Below are 24,334 nucleotides of genomic sequence, written 5' to 3' on the forward strand. Positions count from 1 at the left end.
TTTCCCATGTGGCAATACCTGATCGTGTGGGTGATCACGACGGTCCTGTCGTCGCTGCTTGCCCCCAAGCCAAAAACCACCACGCCGCAACCCGGCGATGTTGATGCGCCGGTCGCCGCGACCGACAGTCCGATCCCGGTGCTGTTTGGCACGCGGACGATCAAGCAGCCGAACTGCGTCTGGTTCGGCGATGTGCGGACAACGCCGATCAAGACCAAAGGAGGCGGCAAGAAATGAGCGAACAGCGCAGCAACCTTCAGATCGCCACTCACCTTGATGCCAAGGCTCTGGGCTATTGCAATGCTGGCCTGCGCCGCTGGTTTCCGCGCGACGGCGTGACTTTCGATGATTTTCGCCAGCAGGGCGTGAGCACCGCCTGGCTGCGGGCTACCGGGGATGCGATGGCGATTCGGCTGGCAGAGCACGTCGAGCAGCAAGCCATATCTGAAACGAATGAGGGAGTCAAGGCATGAGCGGCGGCGGCAAAGGCAGCAAAAGTGTCACCGTCGGCTACCGCTACTACGCGGGAATGCATCTGGCGCTGTGCCACGGCCCGGTCGATTCGCTCAACAAGATCGTGGTCGGCGAGCGCACGGCGTGGTCGGGATCGATGACGTCCAGCGGCCAGATCACCATCAATCAGCCCGACCTGTTCGGCGGCGACGACCGCGAGGGCGGCATCGTCGGCGCCGTCGATCTGGTGATGGGCAACGCCTCGGACGGTCAGAACGACTACCTCGCCTCCAAGCTCGGCGCCAACGTACCGGCCTTCCGGGGAGTAGTGTCACTGGTGTTGCGTCAGCCGCAACTGTCGGCGATGAACCCTTACATCAAGCCGTGGAGCGCCGAGCTCACGCGGATCATCCGGCGATCCGACGGCTCGCCGCAGTGGTATTCGGACAAGGCGGCCATCGCCGGTGACATGAACCCGGCGCACATCATTTACGAGTGCCTGACCGACCGGACCTGGGGCCGGGGCTACAGCTCGGCCGAGATCGACGATGCGTCGTTTCGCGCTGCCGCCGACACGCTCTACGCCGAGAGCTTCGGCCTGTCGATCCTGTGGGACCAGCAGCAGGACATCGAGGCTTTCATCGAGCGCATCCTGCAGCACATCGACGGCTCGATTTATGTGAGCCCACGCACTGGGCTGTTCACGCTCAAATTGACCCGCGATGACTACGACCCGGCAACGCTGCTGGAGCTGAACCAGACCAACGTGATCCGGCTGGAGTCGTTCGAGCGCACCTTGCCCGAGGAGCTGATCAATCAGGTCACGCTGTCCTACCACGACCGCACGACCGACAAGAGCGTCTCGATCTCGGTGCAGGACATCGCCGGCATCGAGCGATCCCTGGGCGAAATCAAGGACGCCAAGGTCAGCTACGAGGGCGCGGCCAATGGCGCGCTGGCTGCGCGCCTGGCCATGCGGGATCTGCGGCAACTGTCCTCCACCCTGGCGAAGATCACGCTGGTGGCCAACCGCACCGCCGCCTGCCTCAACATCGGTGACGTGTTCAGATTCTCCTGGCCCGAGCTGCGGATCGAGCAGTTGATCTTGCGGGTGGCGCAGATCAGTTACGGGACACTGGCCGATGGCCGGGTGCGGATCACCTGCGTCGAGGATGTATTCGGCCTGCCCGATGCCGTTTATCTGGCGCCCGCCGAGAGTGGCTGGGTCGATCCACGTCAAGCGCCCATCGCAGCGAACTTCGTGTCGGTGAGCGAACTGCCGTACTGGACGATTGTTCATGAGATGACGGGCGAGTCGGCCGCCGCTCAGGCCGAAATCGATCCGAATGGCGGGTTCCTGTCCGTTTCAACCGTTCGGCCCTCGGGTGCAGCGATCAACTACGCGGTGCTGACGCGGCAGGGATCGGCGGCCTTCGAGAAGATCGGCGTCGGTGACTTCATCCCGTCCTGCGTGCTGGCGAACGACATCGGGCAAACCGAGACGGTGCTGAACGTGCTCTACGGGGTCGATCTGGATCTGGTCACGCTCAACTCCTACGCGCAGCTCGATGGCGAGCTGGTCGCCGTGAAAGCGGTCAATGTGGCCGCCGGCACGGTGACGGTGGATCGGGGCGTGCTGGACACGGTGCCGGCGAAGCATTCGGCGGGTGCGCGGCTGTACTTCGTCGAGGACGGGCAGTTCTACAACACGAGCCAGTATCTGAGCAGCGAAACGGTGCAGGCCAAGGTGCTGCCCGCCACTGGTATGGGTGTTCTCGCCGAGCCGTCAGCACCCGCGATCAGCTACACGTTCGCCAAGCGGCAGATCCGGCCCTATCCGCCCGGCAAGCTCCGGGTCAACAACCTCGACTACAGCGTGAGCTACATCACCGGGGAGGTGACGGTCAGCTGGGCGCACCGCAGCCGGGTGCTGCAGACCGCCTATCTGGTGACGCAATCCGAATCCAACATCGGGCCGGAACCCGGGACGACCTACACCGTGCGGATCTATGGCGAGGCGGGGACGCTCAAGCACACCGAAACGGGGCTGACCGGCACGAGTTGGACCTATCCGATGGCCGCCGAGATTTCCGAGAGCGGCCTGAATCGACCGAATGAGAAACTGACCGTCAAGGTCGAGGCCTCGCGCGACGGCTACACCAGCTGGCAGGCCCAGCAAATCGACATCCCCGAGTGCCGTGGCTACGGCATGTTCTACGGGGCAACCTACGGAGAATGAGATGGCTGCACTGATTGGCCCGAACCTGGGCGTGAATTACGGGTGGACCGCCCGCGAATCGGGCTGGAACGCGGGGATGGATGCCAACCTGAAACTGCTCGATGCCGTGCTGCAGTTGTCGGTGAAGTCACGTGTGCAAGGCACACCACCGGCAACGCCCGCCAACGGCGACCGCTACATCGTGGCGGCGAGTCCTACCGGTGCCTGGACCGGAAAAGCCGGCCAGATCGCCGTGCGCATCGAGGCCGGGTGGTCTTTCTTCGTGCCGAAGATCGGCTGGACCTGCTTCATCGAGGACGAGAGTGTGCTCTCAGCCTACAAAGCCACTGGCTGGAGCACCGGCGTCGCCATCTGATCATTACCTTCGCCACCCCCTGAAACCCGCCCACGAGGCGGGTTTCGCATTTCTGGAGACCACCCATGACTGAATCTGACAGCAAACCAGCGCTCGTCGAGAACATGCTCCTGCTGCGCAAGGAGGACTTCGACGATCTGCTCGACCGTGCCGCCGAACGTGGAGCCGAGCGCGTACTCGCCCATCTTGGGTTGGAGAACGGCAGTGCCGCGAAGGACATCCGCGAACTGCGCGACCTGCTGGAAGCGTGGCGCGATGCGCGCCGCACCGCATGGCAGACCACCATCAAGGTCGTGACCACCGGCATCCTGGCCGCGCTGCTGGTGGGGGCCGCCATCAAGTTGAAGCTGATGGGAGGCGTCCAATGACCGCCAAGCCGAAGATCTGCCTTCTAGACGACTGGCGGCGCGTGCTGCGACGCGCCTGGAGCATCCGCTTGTCGCTGCTGGCCGCTGCCTTCACAGCGGCGGAAGTCGTGGTGCCGCTGTTCGGGGATGTGCTGCCACGTGGTGCGTTCGTGCTGTTGGCCTTTGCCGCCAGCATCGGCGCAACCGTTGCTCGCATCGTGGCCCAGCCGGAGATGCACCGATGACCCGCCCACCATCGCCGGTGATGCGCAGAACGGTGGCCGGCCTGACGCTGTCCGCCGCAGCCCTAGTCGGCATCGTGCTGCACGAGGGGTACACCGACCGTGCAGTGATCCCCGTCAAGGGCGATGTGCCGACCATTGGTTTCGGTACCACCACCGGAGTGAAGCTGGGCGACACCACTACGCCGCCGAAAGCGCTGGCTCGGGCGCTCACCGACGTGCAGCAGTTCGAGGGTGCACTGAAGCAATGCGTCACCGTGCCCCTGGCCCAGCACGAGTACGACGCGCTGGTGAGCTTTTCCTACAACGTCGGCAGCCGCGCGTTCTGCCAGTCCACGCTGGTCAGAAAACTCAACGCCGAGGACTACGCGGGAGCCTGTGCCGAGCTGCTGCGTTGGCGCTTCTTCCAGGGCAAGGACTGCTCGCTGCCTGCCAACGCGCGGCTATGCGGCGGGCTGGCTACACGGAGAGAAGCCGAATACCGGCAGTGCATCGGGGAGGCGTCGTGAGCGTGATTCCGTGGCCATACCGGCTGCTGGCCCTGGCGGTGCTCGGCGTCGCCCTGGTCGGGTTCGGCTGGATCAAGGGTGCGAGCCACGTTCGAGCGCAATGGGATGCCGCCATCCAGCAACAAGCCCTACAGACCGCCGCCGCCCGCGAGCGGCACGCACAAGCCACCGTCAAGGTCGTCACCCAGTACATCGACCGCGTCCGCGTCGTCCGCGAGAAGGGCGACACCATCTTCAAGAAGGTTCCCGTCTATGTGCCCGTTCAAGCCGATGCTGTTTGCACAATCAACCGTGGCTTTGTGCGCCTGCACGACGCTGCCGTCGCCGGTGAGCTGCCCGAGCCCGCCCGAGATGCTGATGCGGCCGCCGCAGGCATTGCGCTCTCTACCGTCGCCGGAACCGTCGCCGCCAACTACCAGACCTGCCACGAGAATGCCGAGCAACTGAGGGCGTTGCAGGCGTGGGTCAGGGATGTGCAAACGACTACGGAGTGACCTGACTGTGGTCAATGCGCAGTAACCATTCAACCTGACGTCGAGCAGAGGCAATCACTTGACTGAAGATTCGAGCGTCGACATTCGGCTCGCGATTTTCTTTCCGCGGAAAATCAGACGACAGACGCCCCCCAATCAAAAGCACATGTATCGGCGAGGTGATATGCTTGGCGAAGTCGTGCCGGTACTCGATGGCTTGCTTATAGTCATCGTAATTTAAGCTGTGATCGGGCCGTTTGAATTCGATCAACAGATACTCGTCGTTGAGATTCTGGTTCAGCAGCAAGTCCGGGCGTTTGTCAGCATTTTTCCCCTTGTATGTCGTGTTGAGGACATCTTCAATCTGCCTCTTCAACGTGATGTTTGAGCTGAAGAGTGAATACTCTGGACCGAACACCCACAGACTCAACTCCAGCGATTTGTGCATCGCAGCTTCGGTCGTGGCGGGATCGCGAGCTAATGCTTCCAGTTGGTCAAGAAACTCCTGCCGCGCAGCTGCTTGGGCGACAAGAAAGGCCATTTCAGCTAGCCCGAAATTGTTCAAGCGATCCGCAATTGTCGCCACTTCACCCTGTGATGCATCGGCTATGTGTTCCAGCAAGATGCGGTAGTCGGATCGCTCCAATGCATCCAGCAACACGCCGACGATGGGTTCAACCTTGCTTGGCGGCTCATCGTAATAACGTTCCAGAATTTTCTTGATCGATTTGTCGGCGAAACTCCGCTTGTGTTCTGGCAGGCTTGCCAAGCGTTGCTGAATGGTCTTCTGCATTCGCGCTTGCGCGAGCTGGAGTTCCATCCCGTACTTTTCTTTCGCCGCCGAAATGAGGATCGGCTGAACGAAGGCTTCTACTGCTTTCAGTTTTTCGCTGTTCTCTACCAGTGAATCCCATCCGGCGGTGACGTGGTCAAGCAGCCCGTCTGCATCCACTTCACCGTACATCTTCTTCAACAGCTTCGGTGGAAAATACTCGTGTGCTTCCAGGCCGAAGAAGCTGGGCGAGCCGACCGCTTTGCCACCAACGCGCAGTGTGATTCCGGGCTGGCGTAAGCCCGCTTTTCCGTCGAAGATCGATAGTCGCAGTTTGACGTCGCCAACGTCAGGCAGTGTCGTCTGGTGTTCCGAGTAGCTACCTTGGACGTCATCGACATCAAGTCGCTTACCATCGACGAACACGGCAAAGTCGTCATGCCTCCCGTAGTCCTGAAGTAGTACTTGCCGCAGGCGATTAGCGTCGGGATAAGTCAATCCCTGATGCAATTCGCTCAACGTGATGACCGTGCCGTGGTCGGTCGGATCACAGTCTTCGCTGTGAAGAGCTATGTCGAGATGTTCGATATCCTCCACCTTGCCTATGGCATCCAGTCGCAGGGCGATACGGCACAGCTTCCCCCTCGTGCGCGTCTCCAAGGTCATCACTGACGCGGCCATGAATCCGGCAAACTTGCCGATCCCTTTGCGCCCTTTTACCTGACGATTCTTTCCCGCAGTCCGTTCCCCTCGCACTGAGCGGCGATCTTTGGCAATAGTGAGGTAGTGCCGCCGGAGCTCCTCTTCTGTCATTCCAGTGCCATCGTCCCGGATAACGATTGGCTCGCCACTCAGGGGTTTTGGCAGCAAGATGCTGACCTGATCCGCATCAGCATCCCAAGCGTTGTCCACCAATTCCTTCAGCGCACGCTCGGTTGATGTGTACTCCTGGCTCAGCAGCGTGGCGAGACGGGAATCGACTTGGAATCGAAGCTTGGCAGCGCTCATGGGGGCTCCTATAGCAACATCCGGAAATGTCGCTTGTCCGCATCGGATGACTTGAGGATTCGGTACTCCATCCCGCTGGCCACCGCGATTTGCTGGGCGAAGTCCTTCTTGGCCTGCACAACGGCGTCCTCGATCTGGTTGTCGGCCTTCACCTCGACGATGACGTACTTCAGGCTGCCATCCGGCTCTTCGCGCTGGAAGATGAAGTCGGGGTAGTAGCTGCGCACGGTGCGCGAATCGGGGTCGATGTACTGGATGAAGAAGTCTGACTGGCCGTGGGTCAGCATCCCGGTGAAGTAGATCTTCTTCACCCGCTGCTCGCGCAGCAGATCCCAGAACAGCCAGTTCTCCGAGCCAGAGTCGAAGCAGTAGGTGTCGAGGTGGAAGCTCTTGGCCCGCTCTTCGTCCTTGATCTGCGGGTCGTGCATCCGGACGATCTTGTCCTTCGCCGCCGACACCTCGTAGTAGCCGTTCGGGGGCATCTTGATCAGCTCGACCTCGTGTTCTTCGGTCTGTTGTGACTCGTCAAGGTCGTAGAGCTGGCGGAACAGGCGCGGGATGATCTCGTCGTAGAGCAGCTCGTTGAACTCATTGGTGATGGCCACGAGCTCGTCGGCACCTTCCTTGGTCGCGTCGAGTAGATCCTCGATCTCCAAAGGGCTGCGATTGAGATAGCGTGACACCTCGGCCACCAGCGATAGCCGCGAGAAGGTCCGCTTTTCCCGGCGCGCCGTCAGATCGAAGGTGCGACTTGCAGAAGCGCGCGCCGCGTCGGCGGCGGTCAGGCCGTCCTGCTGGGTTTCGATGAGGCGGTACTTCTCGACCAACTCCCCCCACTTCTGCGGGTCAGCGCGTTCGGGCATCAACGCTTGCCCGGTCACCAACTGCTTCTCGCGCATCTGGTACTGCTTGCGCACGCGCACCAGCTTGATCTTGACCGGCGGCTCGACCACGCGCACCTCGACGCGCTCTTTGTCCTTGCCGGTCTTCTGCAGCTCGTCCGCACTGATGCGGAAGTTCTGCTGCAGCTCGTCGTTCAGCGTGTTGAGGTTGTCGTCCGAGAGGAAGACGTGGCCGGTGTGCTGGGCCTGGCCGATGGCGCGCAGGCAGCGCATCGTGGCCTGCAGGACGAAGACCTTGGACTTGGGTTCGCGGAACAAGCCAACGCCGAACAGTGAGCGGCAGTTCCAGCCTTCGCGCCCCTTGTTGACCAGCAGGATGAACTGCTTTTCCGATCCTTCGGTGTCCAGGCGGTTGAACTCGCGGATGTCGTCGTTGGTGGTGAGCTTGTCGTCGCCCACGTTGACCAAGATGCGCGAGGTGGGGATGCCGTGCTTGAGGAGCACACGCTCCACAGCGGGTCGCAGTTCTCCGGTCAGCTCGTCGATGGTGGATGCGAAGAAGGCCAGCTTGGGCAGAAGCCCTTCCGGCCGCAGTCCTTCGGTTTCCTTGAGGAAGGTCTCGATGGCGATGTCGACAAACTCGTCGGTGCGGGTGTTGGCGTAGCCGTGCAGGGTCACCTTCTTGAGGAAACCCTTGTCGATGGCCTCCTTGAGGCCGTAGGCGTAGACCACCTCGGGCAACACCTCGCGCCCCACGTAGGGCGTGCCGGTGTAGTTGTAGCAGGCCACCACCCGCGTGCCCGCCGCGTTCAGGCTGGCGGCGAGGATGTCGATGGTGGTGCGCAGGCTGGTGTCGGTTTCCTTGGTGCCCAGGCCCATGTCCTTGGCCAGCGCCTTGCCGAAGGCGTGGTGCGCCTCGTCCACGTAGATACCCAGCTGCTCCAAGCGACGCAGTTTCTCAAAGCGCTGGTTAGTGGTCAGCTCGCCTTCCTCTTCCGGCTGGTCGAAGTTGTAGAGGTCGGCGGCTTCGGCATAGACACCGGTGGCGGCCAGGGTTTCGCCGGTCGCGCCGAACAGCTTGTCGACGGAGGTCTTTTCCTTGCGCTGGCGCTTGAGGATGATCTTCTGCGTGTTGGAGACGATGATGTTGAAGCGCGAGCGATCCAGCGTGTCGAGTGAGGTGCCCGCCTCCTCGAGGTAGTGGAAGCGCAGGTGGGTGGTGAGGAAGTTGACGTACTCCGGCGGCACCACGCGGGTCAGGTCGAACGACTCGATCTCCTTCAGCGACTGCAGCACGGTCTTGTCCGGGGCGAACACCAGCGCGTTGTGGCAGTAGCGCGGATCTTTCTCGAACTTGTTGCCCAGCAGGAACTCGTAGAAGATGCAGGTGGCCATGAGGATGGTTTTGCCCGTCCCCATCGTCAGCGCGAAGATGTAGTTCGGGTAGGCGCGCGAGTTCTTGCGCATCTTCTCGAACAGCCGCTTGTACGAATCCAGTTCCAGCTCGTCCGTTTCGCCGAACTGGAACATCTCCTGACCGGCGGTGCCGAGGAAGGAGCCGAACTTGCGGCCCTCGAACTTGCCGCTGCGCTCGTACCACGCCTTGAAGATCTCCTCGACCTTGGCGTTGTCGAGGAACTCCTTGAGAAAAACGTAGGTTTCCAGCGCCTCGAACTGCGGCTGGCGCAGGAAGGCCTTGGGGTTCTTTTCCGGGTTGTTGAAGTCGAGGAACTTGCGCGTTAGCTCTTTGTAGTGCGAGCGGATCGCCCCCCGGTTGTCCTGGTGGAACTGCCACAGGAAGCGAAAGAAGGCGAAATCCAGCGACGCGCCGGACGAGCTGGCCTTGGCCGAGGTGGCTGTGCGTTTAGTCGCCATGGGCCACGCTCCCTTCCCAGGACTCCGACAGCAGGTCGGTGATCTTGACCCGGATGGTGCCTGCATCCTCCGGCACCTTGTACCTGCCCTTGACCATCTCGTTCTTGCCCGGAATGTCCACCACCGCCGGTTGCAGTACTGCGCCGTCGTAGTTCCAGTCGATCAGCACCGACTCGACCAGCTCCTTCCAGTCCTCCACCGACTCCTTCTGCAGAGAGAGCTTCTGCAGCAGGTTCATCGGGTAGAAGCGCTCGATGACCAGCTCGCCGTTCTTCACCACGACCTTGGCCTCGGAGTCGCGCTTGAACTCCAGATTGGCCTTGTCGCGCAGGATGTCCACCACCTCGACGTCGATCTTGAAGGGCTTGGCGGCCAGCTCCAGCTGCGCGGCCAAGTCCGGCTCATGGCCCATGCAGACGAGGGTGATCTTCTCGACGGGCCGGTTCGGGCTCTCGTTTTGCTTGCGCTCCCAGGCCTTGTAGTCGAAGCCCGCGATCAGCTCGTTCAGGTCGGCGCGCGTGGCGATGCGGTTGACCGGCATGATCTTGATCATGCGCCCGTCCTTCTCGCCGTCGAACACGGTGCTGAACTCCAGCTTCTGTACCTCCAGCGCCTCCAGCAGGAGCTCCTTGGCCTGCACCGGGTTGCGGAAGATGTCGTAGTGGTTGACGTTGTAGACCTCGAAGCCGGTGTAGTACTTGGTGTCGGGGTTGAGCGGCTTCTGGCGCAATTCCTCGGCCACCTTGATCAGCCGCTTGGTGGTCGTCTGGATCGCGCCGAGGTTGATGTCTGCGCCGATGAAGCGGCGACCGAGCTTCATGGCAACTGCCTGAGTTGTGCCTGAGCCCATAAAGCAGTCGAATACAAGCTGACCAGGATTCGAACACGTGCGGACAATTCGCTCTAGAAGCTCCTCGGGCTTTTGTGTCGGGTATCCGGTCCGCTCTGCACCAACGCCCGCGATAATTGAAATATCCCATACGTCTCGCATGGGCATCCCTTTGGTGTCTTCCTCCGATGTAATCTTCCTCGTACCGCTCTCGGCGTCGAGTATTTGGGTCTTGCCGCCGAATCGCTTCATGTAGCTCTCAGATGCTTCTTCGTACTCTTTGTTGAAGACCCGGTTACTGTCCTTCTTTTTGGCGTACCAAAATAGGTTGTCATGCATCTGTTGAAAGTTTTTCGAGTTGCTTGGCCAGCGACGATAGCTCCAGATGATTTCGTTAATGAAGTTCTTGTCGCCAAACAGTTCGTCCAATATGCACCGAATATGATGTCCCTTTGTTGAATCGCAGTGCAGAATGATCGTCCCATCTTCCGACAGCAACTCCCTGATTAAGGCAAGCCGTTCGTAGATGAATTGGAGAAACTCATCGTTCGTCCAAATATCTGAGTACTGCTTTTCCTCGATAGCACTCGAATCCCCGGCATATTTCTGCCCCTTAACCTTAATTTTGAGCTTGTAATCAGCCTTGGAATCAAAAGGTGGGTCGATGTAAACAAGGTCAACCTTCCCCCTGAACTGCTTCAGCAAGTGACTCATCACCTGCAGGTTGTCACCCCAGAAGATCTTGTTGCGCCAGCCGTCCACCTCTTCGCCGTGGATTTCCTTCAGCTGCGCGGGGTAGTACTGCGTCGAGGTGAACGGGCGCTTGCCGCGCCAGTTGAGCATCGGGTAGCCCTTGATTGGCTCGAACTCGTATTTCTCGACGTGGGTGGTGCCACCATCGGGCGTGGCCAGTTGCAGGGACTCCTGCGCAGGGGTGTTCTTGCTCATTGGTCGTTTTTCCTGAATTTCCAGTTCTTGTTGTCGCAGTAGGCGCGCATGTCGCAGCTCTGGCACAGCTTGGCCGGGCGTGCGGCCATGCGATAGTCCTGCCGCTCGATGCGCGCCACGATGTCGTCGAACCGCGCGATGGTTTTGCCGATGGCGCGGTCGTCCTTGGTGAAGGAGACGTAAGGGTTGCCGCCGTCCTCACCGGTGTAGTACAGATGCATCCGGCTGACCTTCTGGCCGGTGCGCTCTTCCACCAGGTGGGCGTACACCTCCAGCTGGTGCTGATACTGGCGCAGCCGCTCCCGGTCCTTCTCCATGTCGGGCTTCTTCTCCGACTTGAAGTCGATGATCTCGACCGTGTCGTTCTCGCCCCGGATCAGGTCGACGCTGCCCTTGAGGATGTACTGATCCTTGACCAGCGATATCTCGACCTCGGCCTCTTTGATGCGGTCCCAGTTGCCGTTCTCGCGCTCGTAGTAGCGCAGCACGTGCAGCAGCGCCGCCTGCTGTGAGGAGGGCGCGAGGTAGACGCGCTCTTTCTTGGAAAGCATCGCGTAGTTGGCCGAGAACCAGCCCCGGATGGCGTCCAGGGTGATGGTGTGCTCTTCGCCGCGCAGGACGGTCTTGTGGATGTCCTCGATGGTCTGGTGCACCAGAGTACCGAAGAGCATCGGGCTCTCGCGGATGGGCGCGAACTCCAGATCCTTGAAGAAGCGGTACTGCTCGGCGCAGTTCTCGAACACGGTGATGTGCGAGGTGAACGAGTACTCGCGCTTGAGGTTGATCTGCTTGACGGCCTCGAAGGTCAGCGCCGACAGATCGATGTCGCGCCAGCTGGGCAGCTCGTAGAACAAGCGCTCGAAATACTTCGAGGGCGACTTGCCCAGGCCACGGCCATTGCGCTCCTGCGCGGCCAGCACCAGCAGGTTCTGGGCGCGGGAGAAGGCAGTATAGAAAAGCCGCCGGAAATCGAAGTGCTTGATGTGCTCCAGCGGCTCGAAGCGGGGTTTCGACAAGTACCCGCCATCTTCCAGCAGCTCGTCGAGCGCGGTGTGCTGCTTGCGCGGCACCGCCTCCAGCGAGCCGCACACCACCACCGGGAACTCCAGCCCTTTGGACTGGTGGATGGTCAGGAACGAGACGCAGCCCTTGGGCGCGTACTCAGCCTCATCCTCGTATTCGCCGATGCCGCCCTCGTAGAGGAAGCGCAGGAACTGGTTGAACAGGTCACGGAGGTTCTTTTTCAGGAAGTCCGGGTTCAGCACGCTGACGAAATGCAGGTACTCGAACTTGGTGAGCAGCTTGGAGAAGGTGCCGAGGTTACGCGCCGCGCGGCCCTTGTCCACGCCCTGCGTCGCCTCTTCGGTGAGGAAGCGCGAGAACAGCGGGAACTGCAGCAGTTGGTAGAACAGGCCGGAGAAGGCGTAGTCGGTGTTCTGCGCAAGCACTGCGTGGCGCTTGGCCAGCGGGCGCGCCCAATCCAGCAGGGGCTTGTTTTCCGGCTTGCGCAGCTCGTCGGTGAAGGGCTTGAAGCACTGGTGGTCGTAGTAGTCCCAGATGTCCAGATGCACGCCGTCGGCCCACGCCCGCACCTTGGAGAATTGCGGGAACAGGAAAATCAGCGCGCCGATCATCAGGCGGATCTCCTCCCGCTCGAAAAACATGTTCGAGCGGGGCGAGAACACGGGCACGCCCTGCGCTTCGAGGAAGCGCGCCAGCGCCACCACCTTGTCATTCTTGACGGAGCGGAAGAGGAAGGCTACCTGGTTCCAGTCCGCGAGCTGACCGGATGCCTTCAACCCATTGAGGAAGGCCAGCACCTCCGCGTGCCAGTTGGTGGTGTCGTCCTTGTCGTCACTGGCCGCCAACCGCACCACCGTCGGCACGTCGGGGAAGACGTCGTCGCGTGGGACGATCTGCTTGGCGAAACGGAAGACGCGCGTTCCGTCGTCCCAGGTTTGTTCGCGCATCCACTCGTTGTAAAAGCGGATGATGTCCGGGTGCGAGCGATAGTTGACGGTCAACTTGACCTGCTTGCACTGGCCGTCGTCGAACAGCGCGGGGAACTCCAAGATGTTGCGGATGGTGGCCCCGCGAAAGCGATACAAGCCCTGGTCGTCGTCACCCACCACGCAGAGATTGCAGCGCTCGCCGGCGAGCAGGAGGAGGATGCGCTCCTGGATGGTGTTGGTGTCCTGATACTCGTCCACCATCAGGTAGGTGAGCTTGTCGCGCAGCTGCGCCAACACCTCGGGGCGCTTTTCCAGCAGTTGCAGCGCCTCGTACTGGATGCCGGAGAAGTCCAGTGAGTTGTGCTCATGAAGCAGCTCTTGGTACTTCACAAAGCAGGTGGCCAGGGCACGGATTTCAGGCTCGGGGGCAGCCGCTAGCGTGGAGGCATCGAGCGCCTCCTCGCTGACCTTGTTGAGCCACTTGAGCAGGTTCTCCGACTGCGCCCAGCGCCCCGTCTGGTCATCACCCATGACGAGCTGAGCGTCTGGCAGTTCACGGAAGTCCTTGATGTGCTGGTAGAGAAAGTATTGCTGGTCGAACTGGTCGAACAGCGTGAAGCTGCGCTTGAGCCTGGTGAACTCGCGGAAGTCCTCCAGCAGCCGCAGGCAGATGGAGTGGAAGGTACCCAGGTACATCTCGTTCAAGTTGAACTTGATGCCGAGCTCGCTGAGACGGTTGGAGATGCGCGTGGTCAGCTCACGCGCGGCCTTGTCGGTGAATGTGACGACAAACAGCGACTCGGGCGCGACGCCTTTGTGGGTGATGAGGTAGACGATGCGCTCGACCAGCGTGAAGGTCTTGCCCGACCCTGGGCCCGCGATGATGAGCACCGGCCCCTCGGTGGCCAGAATGGCTTCCAGCTGCTGGGGGTTGGCCTTGGACTGGAGGGGGGTGGCGCTGGATGTCATTCCGCCCCCTCGCCGTCATCCACCATCGCCTTGACGATGCGGCTGGCGATCCACTGGTCCAGATCGCGGCGGCGGAAGCGCCACGTGCCACCCAGCTTGAAGGCGGGGAGCTTGCCGCTGGCGGCCAGTCGATAGACCGTGCGCTTGCCAGCCTTGAGGTAGGCAGCTACCTCGTCAATCGTGAGGATTTCATCCGGCTGGTCGCTCATCGGCTTTCCCGTGTCATCTGTGCTGTGCTTGGTTTACGGCCATGTCTCGTCATAATATTCCACAAATGTGCAAACTTGGGCAAACCTGGCATCAAACAGGTTCCATGACACGGAGAGGGAGCGGCAGTGGCGTCCAACTACGAGGCAATTTGTAAGGAGAACCGGGAAAGCTACGGCACCAAGGGCGCCCAGAAATCCGGCAGCCTAGCCGCGGGGCTGTATGACGACCGCACGCACTTCATCTTCGAACTGCTGCAAAACGCGGAGGACGCGCTCGGCCGGCGTGGCGAGTGGCACGGATCACGCAAGGTTTCGTTCACCCTGAGCGCGACTCGCCTGACGCTCTCGCACTTCGGCAAGCCTTTTGATGAGGCCGATGTCCGCAGCGTCTGCGACATCGCCGAGAGCACCAAAAACGAGTCCTCCATTGGCCGCTTCGGCCTTGGCTTCAAGTCCGTCTACACCGTCACCGATCTCCCGGAGATCCACTCCGGCGATGAGGACTTCGCCATTGAGAACTACGTCTTCCCCAAGCGGCTGGAACGCTCCGCACGCGCCCCGGATGAGACGCAGATCATCCTGCCCCTGAAACCGCAGGACACGACGGCGGCGCAGGAGATCACGGCAGGGTTCCGACACTTGGGCCCGGGCGCGCTGCTGTTCCTGCGTCACATCGACGAAATCAACTGGAGCGTCGAGGATGGCCCCTCCGGCTTCTACCTGCGCAACACCCCCGAAACGCTGGGGCCCAACGTGCAGCGCGTCACGGTGATCGGCCAAGAGAGTGGGCAGCCCGAGGTCGATCAGAACTGGCTGGTATTCCGCCGCGACGTGTTTTCTGCTGAGGGAAAAAAGGTCGGGCGGGTTGAGATCGCCTTTTCGGTGGTCGCGGTCAAGGACGCCCCGGGGCGCTGGGCCGTACAGCCGCTGGCCAGGTCGCCGCTGGTGGTGTTCTTCCCGACCGTGGTCGAGAGCCACCTTGGTTTTCTCGTGCAGGGGCCCTACCGCACCACGCCCAGCCGCGACAACATCCCTCCCGGCGATCCGTGGAACCAGCATCTGGTCAAGGAAACATCGAGCCTGCTGGTGGAAGCACTGCGCTGGATGCGGGACGAGGCGATGCTGGATATCTCGGTGCTGCGCTGCCTGCCGCTTGACCGCGAAAAGTTCCCGAAGGATTCGCGGTTCGCGCCGATGTTCGATGCCGTCAGGCAGTCCTTTCAGGAGGAGCCGCTGCTTCCGGCTTTCGACGGCAAGTACGTCGCCGCCTACCAGGCCAAGCTGGCGCGCACGCAAGAGCTGCGCGAGCTGTTCAGCCCGGAGCAGCTTGCAGCGCTGTTCGGATCGGAAGTTGCCGCATGGCTGTCTGACGACATCACCGAGGTTAAGACGCCTGAGATCCGAAAGTATCTGATGCGCGAGCTCGATATCGACGAGATCAGGCCAGAGAGGATCATGCCCCACTTGAGCACGGCTTTTCTTCAAGCGCAGCCTGACGAGTGGATATCACGGCTGTACGAGTTCTTGAATAGCCAAGGGAGGGCTGTACGTGCTCACCTCGACACCATCCCGCTCATCCGTCTGGAGGACGGCTCGCACGTTGTCGCCCGCGAAAACGGGAAAGCCAAGGCCTTTCTTCCCAGCGCCATCGCCACCAGCTTTCCGACCGTTCGCCGCGCGGTATGTACGACGCCCGAGGTACGCCTGTTCCTGAGCTCGCTGGGCATCACCGAACCCGACCCGGTAGACGATGTGATCTGGAACATCCTGCCGAAGTACCAGCAGGCAGAGGTGGACGTGGACGACGATGTCTACGCAGCCGACATCGAGCGCATCCGCACCGCCTTCAGTACCGACTCAACCGCGCAGAAAGAAAAGCTGCGGTCAGCCCTGCGCGATACCACCTTTGTGAAGGTGGTCGACACCGGCGATGGCAAAGCGCGCGTCGCCAAGCCCGGCGAGGCCTACATCGCAACTGAGCGCCTGCAACAACTCTTCGCAGGCGTACCCAACATCTTGATCGTCGACAACGAGTACGATTGCCTGCGCGGTGACGAGATCCGTGACCTGCTAGTGTCGTGCGGGGCAAGCCGCTACCTCATTCCGGAAGCAGTACCGTCGAGTCTGGGGCATTCGGAGAAAGAGCGAATCCGCAGAGAAGCTGGTCTTGAGCGCGCAAGCTGGGAAAACCCGCCAGAAGATTTCACCCTTCGCGGCCTGACAGCGCTGCTGGAGTTCTTACGCACACTAAAACCCGCGGAGGCAGCAGCCAGGGCGAAGGTGCTGTGGGAAGCACTGACCGATCTTGAAACGCGCAACACTGCCGCGTTCTACGGTTCGTATAGATGGGGCTATTCCCACGAGACAAAGACCGCCCGATTCGACGCTGCCTTCGTCCGCACGCTCAATCAGGTCGCCTGGGTGCCGAATGCCGACGGCGAACTCGTGCCTCCTGGGCTCGTCGTGTTCGACACCCTCGGCTGGAAGCCAAACCCGTTCCTGCAGACCAGGATCGCCTTCAAGCCGCCAATCATCGACCAGCTTGCTAAAGAGGCAGGCATTGATCCGGCGATTCTCGATCTGCTACGAAGAGACCCCGCTATCGTCGCCGAGCTGACGTCCCGACTGAGCGCAAGCCCAGCGCTACAGACTGAGCCATCGGCAGCGCCCGAACCGAAGACCGGCGAGCCGTCCGATGGCGACGTGTACGACGGTGCGAAAGATCTGTATGGCGACCTGCCGGATATTCCGTCCGGCACTCCTGATCCGGACGGCGGTGATGACGTGGGCACGGGTGCGGGACGTGGCGGCCAAGACCGCTCTGGCACCGGGACTTCGCGCGGCGGTGGCCAGGGCAATGGAGGCGCGAACAGCGGCTCAGGTGGCCACGGCAGTTCGGGTGACAAGGGCAGTGGCAGCGAGAAAGGCGGCGGTCAAGGAAAGAGGACGCCAGACCACGCGGTGGGGCGGCCATTCATTTCCTACGTCGGCACGCATCCCGATGATGAGGGCCCCGATCCCGATGGCCTCGATCAGGCTGAACGGATGCAGATCGAGGCACATGCAATCGACCTGATCATTGGCCTTGAGCCAGCGCTGCGCCGTACCCCGGAAGGCAATCCAGGCTTTGACCTCTTCGAGGTCGACAGTGATGGCAGGCAAACCCGATGGGTCGAAGTGAAGTCCATGACTGGCACTTTGGAAGATCGTCCGGTGGGGCTGTCACACACGCAATTCGAGTTCGCACGCGAAAAGGGCGATGCGTACTGGTTGTACGTGGTCGAGCACGCGACCGATCCGGCAAAAGCGCGCGTGCTCAGAATCCAGAATCCCGTCGGTCACGCTCGCACATTCACGTTCGATCGTGGCTGGAGCGAGATTGCTCGAACTGACCCGCCCTGTTGATGAACAACTTGGTCAAATCGTCGAATCCGCGCCCTCAAGGCCAAAGCATTGTTATCTGGTTCTGAAAGCGGACGCGGGTTCAGTTCCGTGTTCCGCCACCAATACCCAAAATCCCAACCCTCATCGGTTGGGATTTTTTTTGGCTCATCGAGCATTACCGGGGAATGCGGCACGGATTTCCAGGAAGCAGTATTCGCGGACGTATCCATAGGCCAAGCACTCGACCCGGACGAGTCCGACTCACGCACCAAGGCTGGCTGGCCTTGTCCAGGGTCTGGACCGTGAGCCACCCCAGATCGAAGAACCTCGCCACCGCTTGCACATTGCTCGATCGCGGCAACTGGCCGCAAGCCTGTGCCCGGCGCGCTCCGCGGCTGGCGATGTCGATCACGAAACGGTACTTCACGCCGCCTTTGAGCATGCGCTCGTAGGCCTGGTTGACCTCGTCGGCGTGGGTCATCTCGATGCCGGCCACGATGCCGCGTTCGGCGCATAAGTCGAGCATTTCCTGGGTTTCGGGGATGCCGCCGATCATGCAACCAGCAAGGCTGCGGCGTTTCATGATGGGCTGAACACCTGGGGCGACGGATGCGGCGTGGCGGGCGCGCCTGCCAGCGGCCATGGCGCCATCGCGCTTGAGCAGCGCGAAATAGGGATCGAGATCGTGCGGCGCGGCGACGATGTTGAGGATGCAATCCAGGCTCCGGACACGGGCCGCCATCTCGTCCGCATGACGGGAGATGGCGACTTCGTGCGCGCCCATGGCGCGGGCCAGCTTGATGCCCATGTGTCCCAGGCCGCCGGTCCCCACCACGCCCACTTTGTGGCCAGGGCCGACGTTCCAGTGGCGCAAGGGCGAATAGGTCGTGATGCCAGCGCACAGCAGGGGCGCGGCGGCGGCGAGCTGCGCCTCGGAATGGCGGATGCGCGGCACGTAGCGCTTCGCGCACCACGATCCTGCGAGTAGCCGCCCAGCGTACACAGGGATACAGGGTGCCTGCCCATTCCCGGCGGCCCCGGCATCCCGTTCCCAAGGCCCCCAAGAACCTCACCGCGCACAACGGCATCAACTAGAGAATGCCGAGGCCGAGAGGACTGTCCGTGTGGAGTTTCGCGCGCCGCGGCCGGCAGGTGAACGTGCAGGTCGACGGACAGCGCATCTTCAACACTGCACCGCCGCAGGTGGACGCGGCCCTGGCGGGCCTGGGCATCACGCTGCTGCCGGAAGACGAACTGGCGGAGCGCCTCGAGTTGGTCCGGCTCGTGCGCGCGCTGACGGACTGGTGCCCGAAATTCACGGGCTATCACCTCTATCCGAGCCGGCGGCAGCCTTCTCCCGCCTTTTCGCTCGTGGTGCGGGCCTTGCGGACCGCGGCGCCCGACGCGCCGGGGGTCAGGGCTGGGCGGAGGACGCGGCGGGGGCCGCTGCGCCGAGCTGCCGGAAGACGGCGCAGCCGGCATCTGCGTGGACGGCGGCTTCGCGGCCTCGCTGTCCGGGGCGGCCTGGCCGGGCTTGCCCGCGCCGCCGTCCGCCGGCGACGCGGCGGCCGGCGAGGACTGGGCCGAAGGCGCGCCCGGCGCTTGGCGGGCGCGGGCTGCGCGCCCTGCCCCGGCTTGGCCGCGCGCCGGCCGGCTGCGGATCTGCGCGGGCGTGGTGCCCGACTCGATCGCGGCCTGCGCGGACGCCAGGTTCTGCGCCACCTGCTCGAAGAACCCGTCGTAGAACGCGCCGCGCGAGATGGTTTCGCTGGAGGTCTTGACCAGCGAATCGTCGCTGGCGCCCACTGGCATGGATACCGCGCCCAGCACGCTCAGGCCCACGCTGGCCGAATTGCTGGACTTCTTTATCGTGTACAGCTCGCGCAGCGCACTGGCGTAGACGACCGAGTCGCCGTTGCCGCTGGGCGCACAGTCCACGTTGAACAGGATCTGCGCATGCTGATTGCCGTTTTCCTTGTCCTGGTAGTTCTTGTGTCCGCTGACCCGGTTGGGCTCGGCCTTGTCGATGATGTACCCCTGCCCCAGCAGCGAACGCCGCCCGGCTTCGCAGGCCGCCTGGCTGGAGCCGGGGAAATTGCGGGAATAGGTGTTCCCCTGGGTGAAGGAATCGCGCTCGTCTATGGTCGGCGTGGCCGTGCAGGCCGCCAGCAGCGCGACGGCGCCGAGCAGGCCGGCGCGCGCCACGGGCAGCGCATGCCGGGAGGTGAGAAATCGGATAGGCGTGAAACGCATGGGGCGCGCCCCTGGCAATGACGAGCGTCCATTATTTCCCATTGCCGGGGCCGGGGCCTGAATCCAAGCGTATACAGGTCGCTATGTTTGTTACGGCGCGCCGCGCCGCCGCTGTCGTCCTGAAACGCTTTGTGGCGGCGTAAACGGATATGACGGCCGTGCGCCGCTGAATCCGGGCTGAAACGCCCCGTCGCCCCTCATGCCCGCCGCCCCCCGCGCTCGCCTGCCCCTGCCTGGCGCCGGCCACGAGCAGTCCGAGCGCCATCCNCCCGCGCGGCAAGCCGGCGCAGCGGCCGGGCCTTCCGGAGAAGACGACAGCGGCGCCCGGCCGGAGGTATAACGGCATTGTCGGCCTGCCCGCGCGGGCCGCGATTCATGACGACGGGAGCGCGTGCCATGAGCGCAGACCCCTACAACCTCCAGCGCTTTGCCGATGCCCAGGACCGGGTCTACGACGATGTCCTGGCCGAACTGGCCCAAGGCCGCAAGACCAGCCACTGGATGTGGTTCGTCTTTCCGCAGCTCCAGGGCCTGGGGCACAGCGCCACGGCCCGCTACTACGGCATCGCCTCGCGCGAGGAGGCGGCCGCCTACCTCGGGCATCCCGTGCTCGGCCCCCGGCTGCGCGAATGCGTGGACAGGCTGCTGGCCCTGGACGGCGCCGACCCCCACGCCATATTCGGCTCCCCCGACGACCTGAAACTGCGCTCGTGCCTGACGCTGTTCAGCGCCGTCGCCCCGGACGAGGCCCGGTTCGGCGAGGCGCTGCGGCGCTATTATCCCGAGGGCCCCGACGAGGCCACGCTGCGCCTGCTGCGGGCGTAGGCGGAAACGGAATCCGGGAATCGACCCATGGCGCGCACCGACACGAAAAACCTGTCGCGGTACTGGTGGGACAGGCACACCCCCGGCCTCAGCCTCATGTGCGCGGATTTCACCACGCAGGAGTATCCGCCGCACACGCACGACGGTTTCGTCATCGCCGTCACGGAAACGGGGGGCTCGGTCATCAAGAGCCGAGGCGTGGTGGAAGAGGCGCGTTCGTCGACCTTGTTCGTCTTCAATCCGGTCGAGGCGCACGCGGGATGGATGGGTTCCAGCGAGCGCTGGCGCTACCGTTCGTTCTATCTCACGCAGTCGGCGATCGACGCCGTGGCCCGGGGGCTGGGAATCGAGGACGTGCCGTATTTCACCCGCAACATGTTCGGCGACCGGGATCTGATCGACAGCTTCCTGACGCTGCACCGGGCGCTGGAAGACGGGCACGATCTTTTCCGCGAACGGGAGCTGCTGTTCTCCACGTTCGGGCAGCTTTACCGGCGCCACGGCAGCGGCGGCGGACGCATCGATCCGCCGCCGCGCGACCGGGCCCTGCTGCGCATCGTGACCGATTTCGTCAACGACCGTCACGCCCAGGATCTGCGCCTGGAAGACTTGAGCGCGGCCGCCGGGCTCACGCCGTTCCAGCTCATCGGACTGTTCAAGCGCTGCCTGGGCCTGACGCCCCATGCCTACCTGACCCAAGTCCGCCTGGGGCGGGCCTGCCGCTACCTGCGGCTCGGCATGCCGATCGCGCAGGTGGCGGCGGCCACCGGCTTCTATGACCAGAGCGCCCTGACGAAGCATTTCAAGCGGTGCTATGCGATCACGCCGCTGCAGTTCGCCCGGGCGGCGGCCGCGCGGGGTGCGGCGCATTGAGATAGCGTCACCTTTTCCGGCGTCTTTCGCGGCGCCCCTCTCGGCGCAATTTTTGCCAATACGCGGCGCCGGCCTTTGCCGATACTTCCCGGACACCGTATCGACATTCCAGGAAGCTCGCATGGCTCCACCGGCGTTCTATCACGCACATCCCGACATCCTCGTTCTCGAAACCCAGGTGGCGCACGCCAGGCCCGGCCGCGTCCTGCTGGCCGAATCGCCTTTCTACCCCGGCGGCGGCGGACAATTGCCCGACCGCGGCATGTTGCGGCACCGGGGCGGAGAGGTCGCCGTTGCCGGCTTCGAAGCCGACGGCGGGCGGATCTGGGCGTTGCTGGCGAACCCCGCGCTCGAACTGGCCGGCGCGGTGCGGGCGGAGGTCGATCCCGGCTTCCGGCAGATGATGCGCGAGCTGCACACCGGCACGCACATCCTCAACGCGTTCGTGTTCCAGGCCTTCGATGGCGCGCTGGTGACCGGCGTGCAGATGAACGAGGACGGCACGGCGCGCATGGACTTCGACGTGCCGCAGGCCGACAACGACCGCCTGCGGGCCCTGGAAGGCCCCATCAACGACGCCATCCGGCAGAACCTGCCTGTGCGGGACGTTTACGTGCCGCTGGAGACGGCGCGCGGCGAACACGGCCTGATCCGCTCCAAGTCGGCGGCCCCGCCGCCCACGGAAGACGGCGGCATACGCATCGTGGAAATCGCGGGCCTGGACCGCCAGGCCTGCGGCGGCACCCATCTGTCGGAAACCGGCGCGTCGCGCCCCGTTCGCATCCTCAAGATCGACAACAAAGGACGCCACAACCGCCGGGTGCGCATCGGGCTGGTGAACGGGTGAGCGCCGCGATGAACAGGAAAGAAACCGGAGCTGGCCGCGCCCGGCTGCATCGGGCCCTGGGGCTGCGCGCCGCCGTCGCGCTGGGTGTCGGCGGCACCATCGGCGGAGGCATATTCGTGCTGGTGGGGCACACGGCCGCGCTGGCTGGCCCGGCGGCCCTGCTGGCCTTCGCGCTGGCATTCCTCGCGTCGCTGCTGATCGCGCTGCCCTATGCGGAACTCGCCTGCCGCTATCCCGAATCCGGGGGCGGCTATGCCTTCGCACGCGAAGTGCTGGGGCGGCGATGGGGGTTCCTGATGGGCTGGGTGTTCTGGGGCGCCTATCTGTTCATCAGCGGCTACGTCACGCTGGGCTTCGGCGGCTACCTGGGATCGCTCACCGGGCTGCCGCCGGCATGGGGCGCCATCGCGCTGGTGGCGGCCTGCGTTGCCGTCAACGCGGCCGGAGTCAGGCTTTCGGGGCAGATGCAGGTGCTGGTGATCGGCGTGGCCCTGGCCGGGCTGCTGGGCTTCGCACTGGCCGGCCTGCCGTCCGTGCAGACGCATCGGTTCACGCCCTGGATGCCCAATGGGGCGTCCGGCATGCTCTCCGCCGCCCTCATCGCCTTCCTGGCCTTCGGCGGCTTCGACATGGTGGCGGCCGCGGGCGAAGAGATCGAGCGGCCGGAGAGAAACCTGCCGCTGGCCATTCTGCTCACGCTCGCCATCGTGCTGGTGGTGTACCTGCTGGTGGCGTTCGCGGCGCTGGGCACGCTGGATTGGCGCCTGCTCGGCGCGTCCGCCGCGCCCCTGGCCGATGCGGCCCAGGCGTTCATGGGAAGCATCGGCGGCCGCCTGGTGGCCGGCGTGGCCGTGCTGACGACCGCCGCCACCGCGAACGCGGTGCTGGTGGTGACGTCGCGCATCAGCTTTGCCATGGCGCGCGACGGGCTGCTGCCGGCGGGCCTGGCGCGGGTAAGCCCCCAGACCCAAGCGCCCTGGGCCGCCGTGCTGCTCAGCGGCGCCATGCTGGCGCTGGTGGCCTTGACGGGCACGCTGCGCATTTCCACCGCCATAGGCGGCTTCCTGTACGTCGTGCATTTCATTCCGCCGCTGCTGGCCCTGGCCAAGCTGCGCAAGAACGCCGGGCCCGCGCCCGCCTTCCGGATGCCCGCTCCCGCCATCCTGCTGCCGCTGGCTTTTCTCATGGCGCTGGTCCTGCTCGTTTCCAGCGGCCCGGTCGGCCTGGCGGGCGGCGCGGCATGGATGGCGCTCGGACTGCTCGTGGCCGGCGCCAGGCAGGGCAGCGAGCGCGGGGGCGCGGCATGAGGGGCGACGGGCGTTTCAGCCCGGATTCAGCGGCGCACGGCCGTCATATCCGTTTACGCCGCCACAAAGCGTTTCAGGACGACAGCGGCGGCGCGGCGCGCCGTAACAAACATAGCGACCTGTATACGCTTGGATTCAGGCCCCGGCCCCGGCAATGGGAAATAATGGACGCTCGTCATTGCCAGGGGCGCGCCCCATGCGTTTCACGCCTATCCGATTTCTCACCTCCCGGCATGCGCTGCCCGTGGCGCGCGCCGGCCTGCTCGGCGCCGTCGCGCTGCTGGCGGCCTGCACGGCCACGCCGACCATAGACGAGCGCGATTCCTTCACCCAGGGGAACACCTATTCCCGCAATTTCCCCGGCTCCAGCCAGGCGGCCTGCGAAGCCGGGCGGCGTTCGCTGCTGGGGCAGGGGTACATCATCGACAAGGCCGAGCCCAACCGGGTCAGCGGACACAAGAACTACCAGGACAAGGAAAACGGCAATCAGCATGCGCAGATCCTGTTCAACGTGGACTGTGCGCCCAGCGGCAACGGCGACTCGGTCGTCTACGCCAGTGCGCTGCGCGAGCTGTACACGATAAAGAAGTCCAGCAATTCGGCCAGCGTGGGCCTGAGCGTGCTGGGCGCGGTATCCATGCCAGTGGGCGCCAGCGACGATTCGCTGGTCAAGACCTCCAGCGAAACCATCTCGCGCGGCGCGTTCTACGACGGGTTCTTCGAGCAGGTGGCGCAGAACCTGGCGTCCGCGCAGGCCGCGATCGAGTCGGGCACCACGCCCGCGCAGAATCCGCAGCCGGCCGGCGCGGCGGCCAAGCCGGGG

General features: G+C 63.5%; 19 protein-coding genes and 3 pseudogenes. 15 read left to right on the top strand and 7 right to left on the bottom strand.

Annotation, left to right across the window (positions count from 1 at the left end; all coding sequences use genetic code 11):
• The first annotated feature begins 6 nt into the window (after positions 1-6).
• From AD428_RS00570 to AD428_RS00605, 8 genes are all read left to right on the top strand, one after another.
• Positions 7-237: a hypothetical protein gene (locus tag AD428_RS00570; RefSeq protein WP_009521773.1), complete on the top strand. Its 231-nt coding sequence runs from the start codon at positions 7-9 to the stop codon at positions 235-237.
• Entirely contained in the window at positions 234-473 is a 240-nt protein-coding gene (locus AD428_RS00575) for a hypothetical protein (RefSeq protein ID WP_053243738.1), read from the top strand. Before AD428_RS00570 ends, AD428_RS00575 begins: the two co-directional genes overlap by 4 nt.
• Positions 470-2,692, top strand: coding sequence for a phage tail protein (locus AD428_RS00580; protein WP_053243739.1), 2,223 nt, complete (start codon positions 470-472; stop codon positions 2,690-2,692). The genes AD428_RS00575 and AD428_RS00580 overlap by 4 nt, the downstream gene beginning before the upstream one ends.
• A 1-nt stretch (position 2,693) precedes the next feature.
• Entirely contained in the window at positions 2,694-3,047 is a 354-nt protein-coding gene (locus AD428_RS00585) for a DUF2793 domain-containing protein (RefSeq protein ID WP_053243740.1), read from the top strand.
• 65 nt (positions 3,048-3,112) lie between these two features.
• On the top strand, positions 3,113-3,415 hold the full coding sequence (locus AD428_RS00590; protein ID WP_053243741.1) for a DUF6127 family protein: 303 nt from the start codon (positions 3,113-3,115) through the stop codon (positions 3,413-3,415).
• Positions 3,412-3,639 carry a hypothetical protein gene (locus AD428_RS00595; RefSeq protein WP_053243742.1) on the top strand — a complete coding sequence of 76 codons (228 nt, stop codon included), beginning with the start codon at positions 3,412-3,414 and terminating at the stop codon, positions 3,637-3,639. Before AD428_RS00590 ends, AD428_RS00595 begins: the two co-directional genes overlap by 4 nt.
• Complete coding sequence (locus AD428_RS00600) at positions 3,636-4,145, top strand: lysozyme (RefSeq protein ID WP_053243743.1); 510 nt, start codon at positions 3,636-3,638, stop codon at positions 4,143-4,145. Before AD428_RS00595 ends, AD428_RS00600 begins: the two co-directional genes overlap by 4 nt.
• On the top strand, positions 4,142-4,639 hold the full coding sequence (locus AD428_RS00605) for a hypothetical protein (protein ID WP_053243754.1): 498 nt from the start codon (positions 4,142-4,144) through the stop codon (positions 4,637-4,639). The genes AD428_RS00600 and AD428_RS00605 overlap by 4 nt, the downstream gene beginning before the upstream one ends.
• On the opposite strand, the gene AD428_RS00610 is transcribed toward AD428_RS00605, so the two are convergent.
• Genes AD428_RS00610 through mads1 form a run of 5 tightly spaced genes read right to left on the bottom strand, consistent with a single transcriptional unit; the run spans position 4,629 to position 14,022 of the window.
• Entirely contained in the window at positions 4,629-6,398 is a 1,770-nt protein-coding gene (locus AD428_RS00610; protein WP_053243744.1) for an ATP-binding protein, read from the bottom strand. The genes AD428_RS00605 and AD428_RS00610 overlap by 11 nt on opposite strands.
• Positions 6,399-6,406: 8 nt before the next feature.
• Positions 6,407-9,115 carry a TnsA endonuclease N-terminal domain-containing protein gene (locus AD428_RS00615; protein ID WP_053243745.1) on the bottom strand — a complete coding sequence of 903 codons (2,709 nt, stop codon included), beginning with the start codon at positions 9,113-9,115 and terminating at the stop codon, positions 6,407-6,409.
• The gene (locus AD428_RS00620; RefSeq protein ID WP_053243746.1) at positions 9,105-10,892 is read right to left on the bottom strand and encodes a site-specific DNA-methyltransferase; all 1,788 of its coding nucleotides are present in this window, start codon (positions 10,890-10,892) and stop codon (positions 9,105-9,107) included. Before AD428_RS00620 ends, AD428_RS00615 begins: the two co-directional genes overlap by 11 nt.
• The gene (locus AD428_RS00625) at positions 10,889-13,813 is read right to left on the bottom strand and encodes an ATP-dependent helicase (RefSeq protein ID WP_053243747.1); all 2,925 of its coding nucleotides are present in this window, start codon (positions 13,811-13,813) and stop codon (positions 10,889-10,891) included. The genes AD428_RS00620 and AD428_RS00625 overlap by 4 nt, the downstream gene beginning before the upstream one ends.
• A complete protein-coding gene (gene mads1 / locus AD428_RS00630) occupies positions 13,810-14,022 on the bottom strand; it encodes a methylation-associated defense system helix-turn-helix domain-containing protein MAD1 (protein ID WP_053243748.1) in 213 nt (70 codons plus the stop codon). The genes AD428_RS00625 and mads1 overlap by 4 nt, the downstream gene beginning before the upstream one ends.
• A 126-nt stretch (positions 14,023-14,148) precedes the next feature.
• On the opposite strand from mads1, the gene AD428_RS29060 reads away from it, so the two are divergent.
• Positions 14,149-17,427 (top strand): DUF3883 domain-containing protein, encoded by a 3,279-nt coding sequence (locus AD428_RS29060; RefSeq protein WP_053243749.1) that lies wholly within the window; start codon positions 14,149-14,151, stop codon positions 17,425-17,427.
• 373 nt (positions 17,428-17,800) lie between these two features.
• On the opposite strand, the pseudogene AD428_RS00640 reads toward AD428_RS29060, so the two are convergent.
• Positions 17,801-18,405: pseudogene (locus AD428_RS00640) on the bottom strand (zinc-binding dehydrogenase); the annotation flags it as partial.
• Positions 18,406-18,447: 42 nt separating this feature from the next.
• On the opposite strand from AD428_RS00640, the pseudogene AD428_RS24130 reads away from it, so the two are divergent.
• Positions 18,448-18,795: pseudogene (locus tag AD428_RS24130) on the top strand (LysR substrate-binding domain-containing protein); the annotation flags it as partial.
• A gap of 384 nt (positions 18,796-19,179) precedes the next feature.
• Here AD428_RS24130 and AD428_RS27310 read toward each other — a convergent pair.
• Positions 19,180-19,701 (bottom strand): annotated as a pseudogene (locus tag AD428_RS27310) (DUF2242 domain-containing protein); the annotation flags it as partial.
• Between the two features lie 354 nt (positions 19,702-20,055).
• Here AD428_RS27310 and AD428_RS00645 point away from each other — a divergent pair.
• The 5 genes from AD428_RS00645 to AD428_RS00665 form a co-directional block, all read left to right on the top strand.
• Entirely contained in the window at positions 20,056-20,484 is a 429-nt protein-coding gene (locus tag AD428_RS00645) for a DUF1810 domain-containing protein (protein WP_053243750.1), read from the top strand.
• Between the two features lie 27 nt (positions 20,485-20,511).
• Positions 20,512-21,357, top strand: a complete 846-nt coding sequence (locus AD428_RS00650) for a helix-turn-helix transcriptional regulator (RefSeq protein WP_082308187.1) — start codon at positions 20,512-20,514, stop codon at positions 21,355-21,357.
• 121 nt (positions 21,358-21,478) lie between these two features.
• Positions 21,479-22,204 carry an alanyl-tRNA editing protein gene (locus tag AD428_RS00655; RefSeq protein ID WP_053243751.1) on the top strand — a complete coding sequence of 242 codons (726 nt, stop codon included), beginning with the start codon at positions 21,479-21,481 and terminating at the stop codon, positions 22,202-22,204.
• A gap of 8 nt (positions 22,205-22,212) precedes the next feature.
• Complete coding sequence (locus AD428_RS00660; RefSeq protein ID WP_053243752.1) at positions 22,213-23,511, top strand: APC family permease; 1,299 nt, start codon at positions 22,213-22,215, stop codon at positions 23,509-23,511.
• Positions 23,512-23,707: 196 nt separating this feature from the next.
• On the top strand, positions 23,708-24,334 hold a 627-nt coding region (locus AD428_RS00665; protein ID WP_160318533.1), incomplete at its 3' end, for a DUF2242 domain-containing protein.

It is taken from the genome of Achromobacter sp. DMS1, assembly GCF_001270295.1.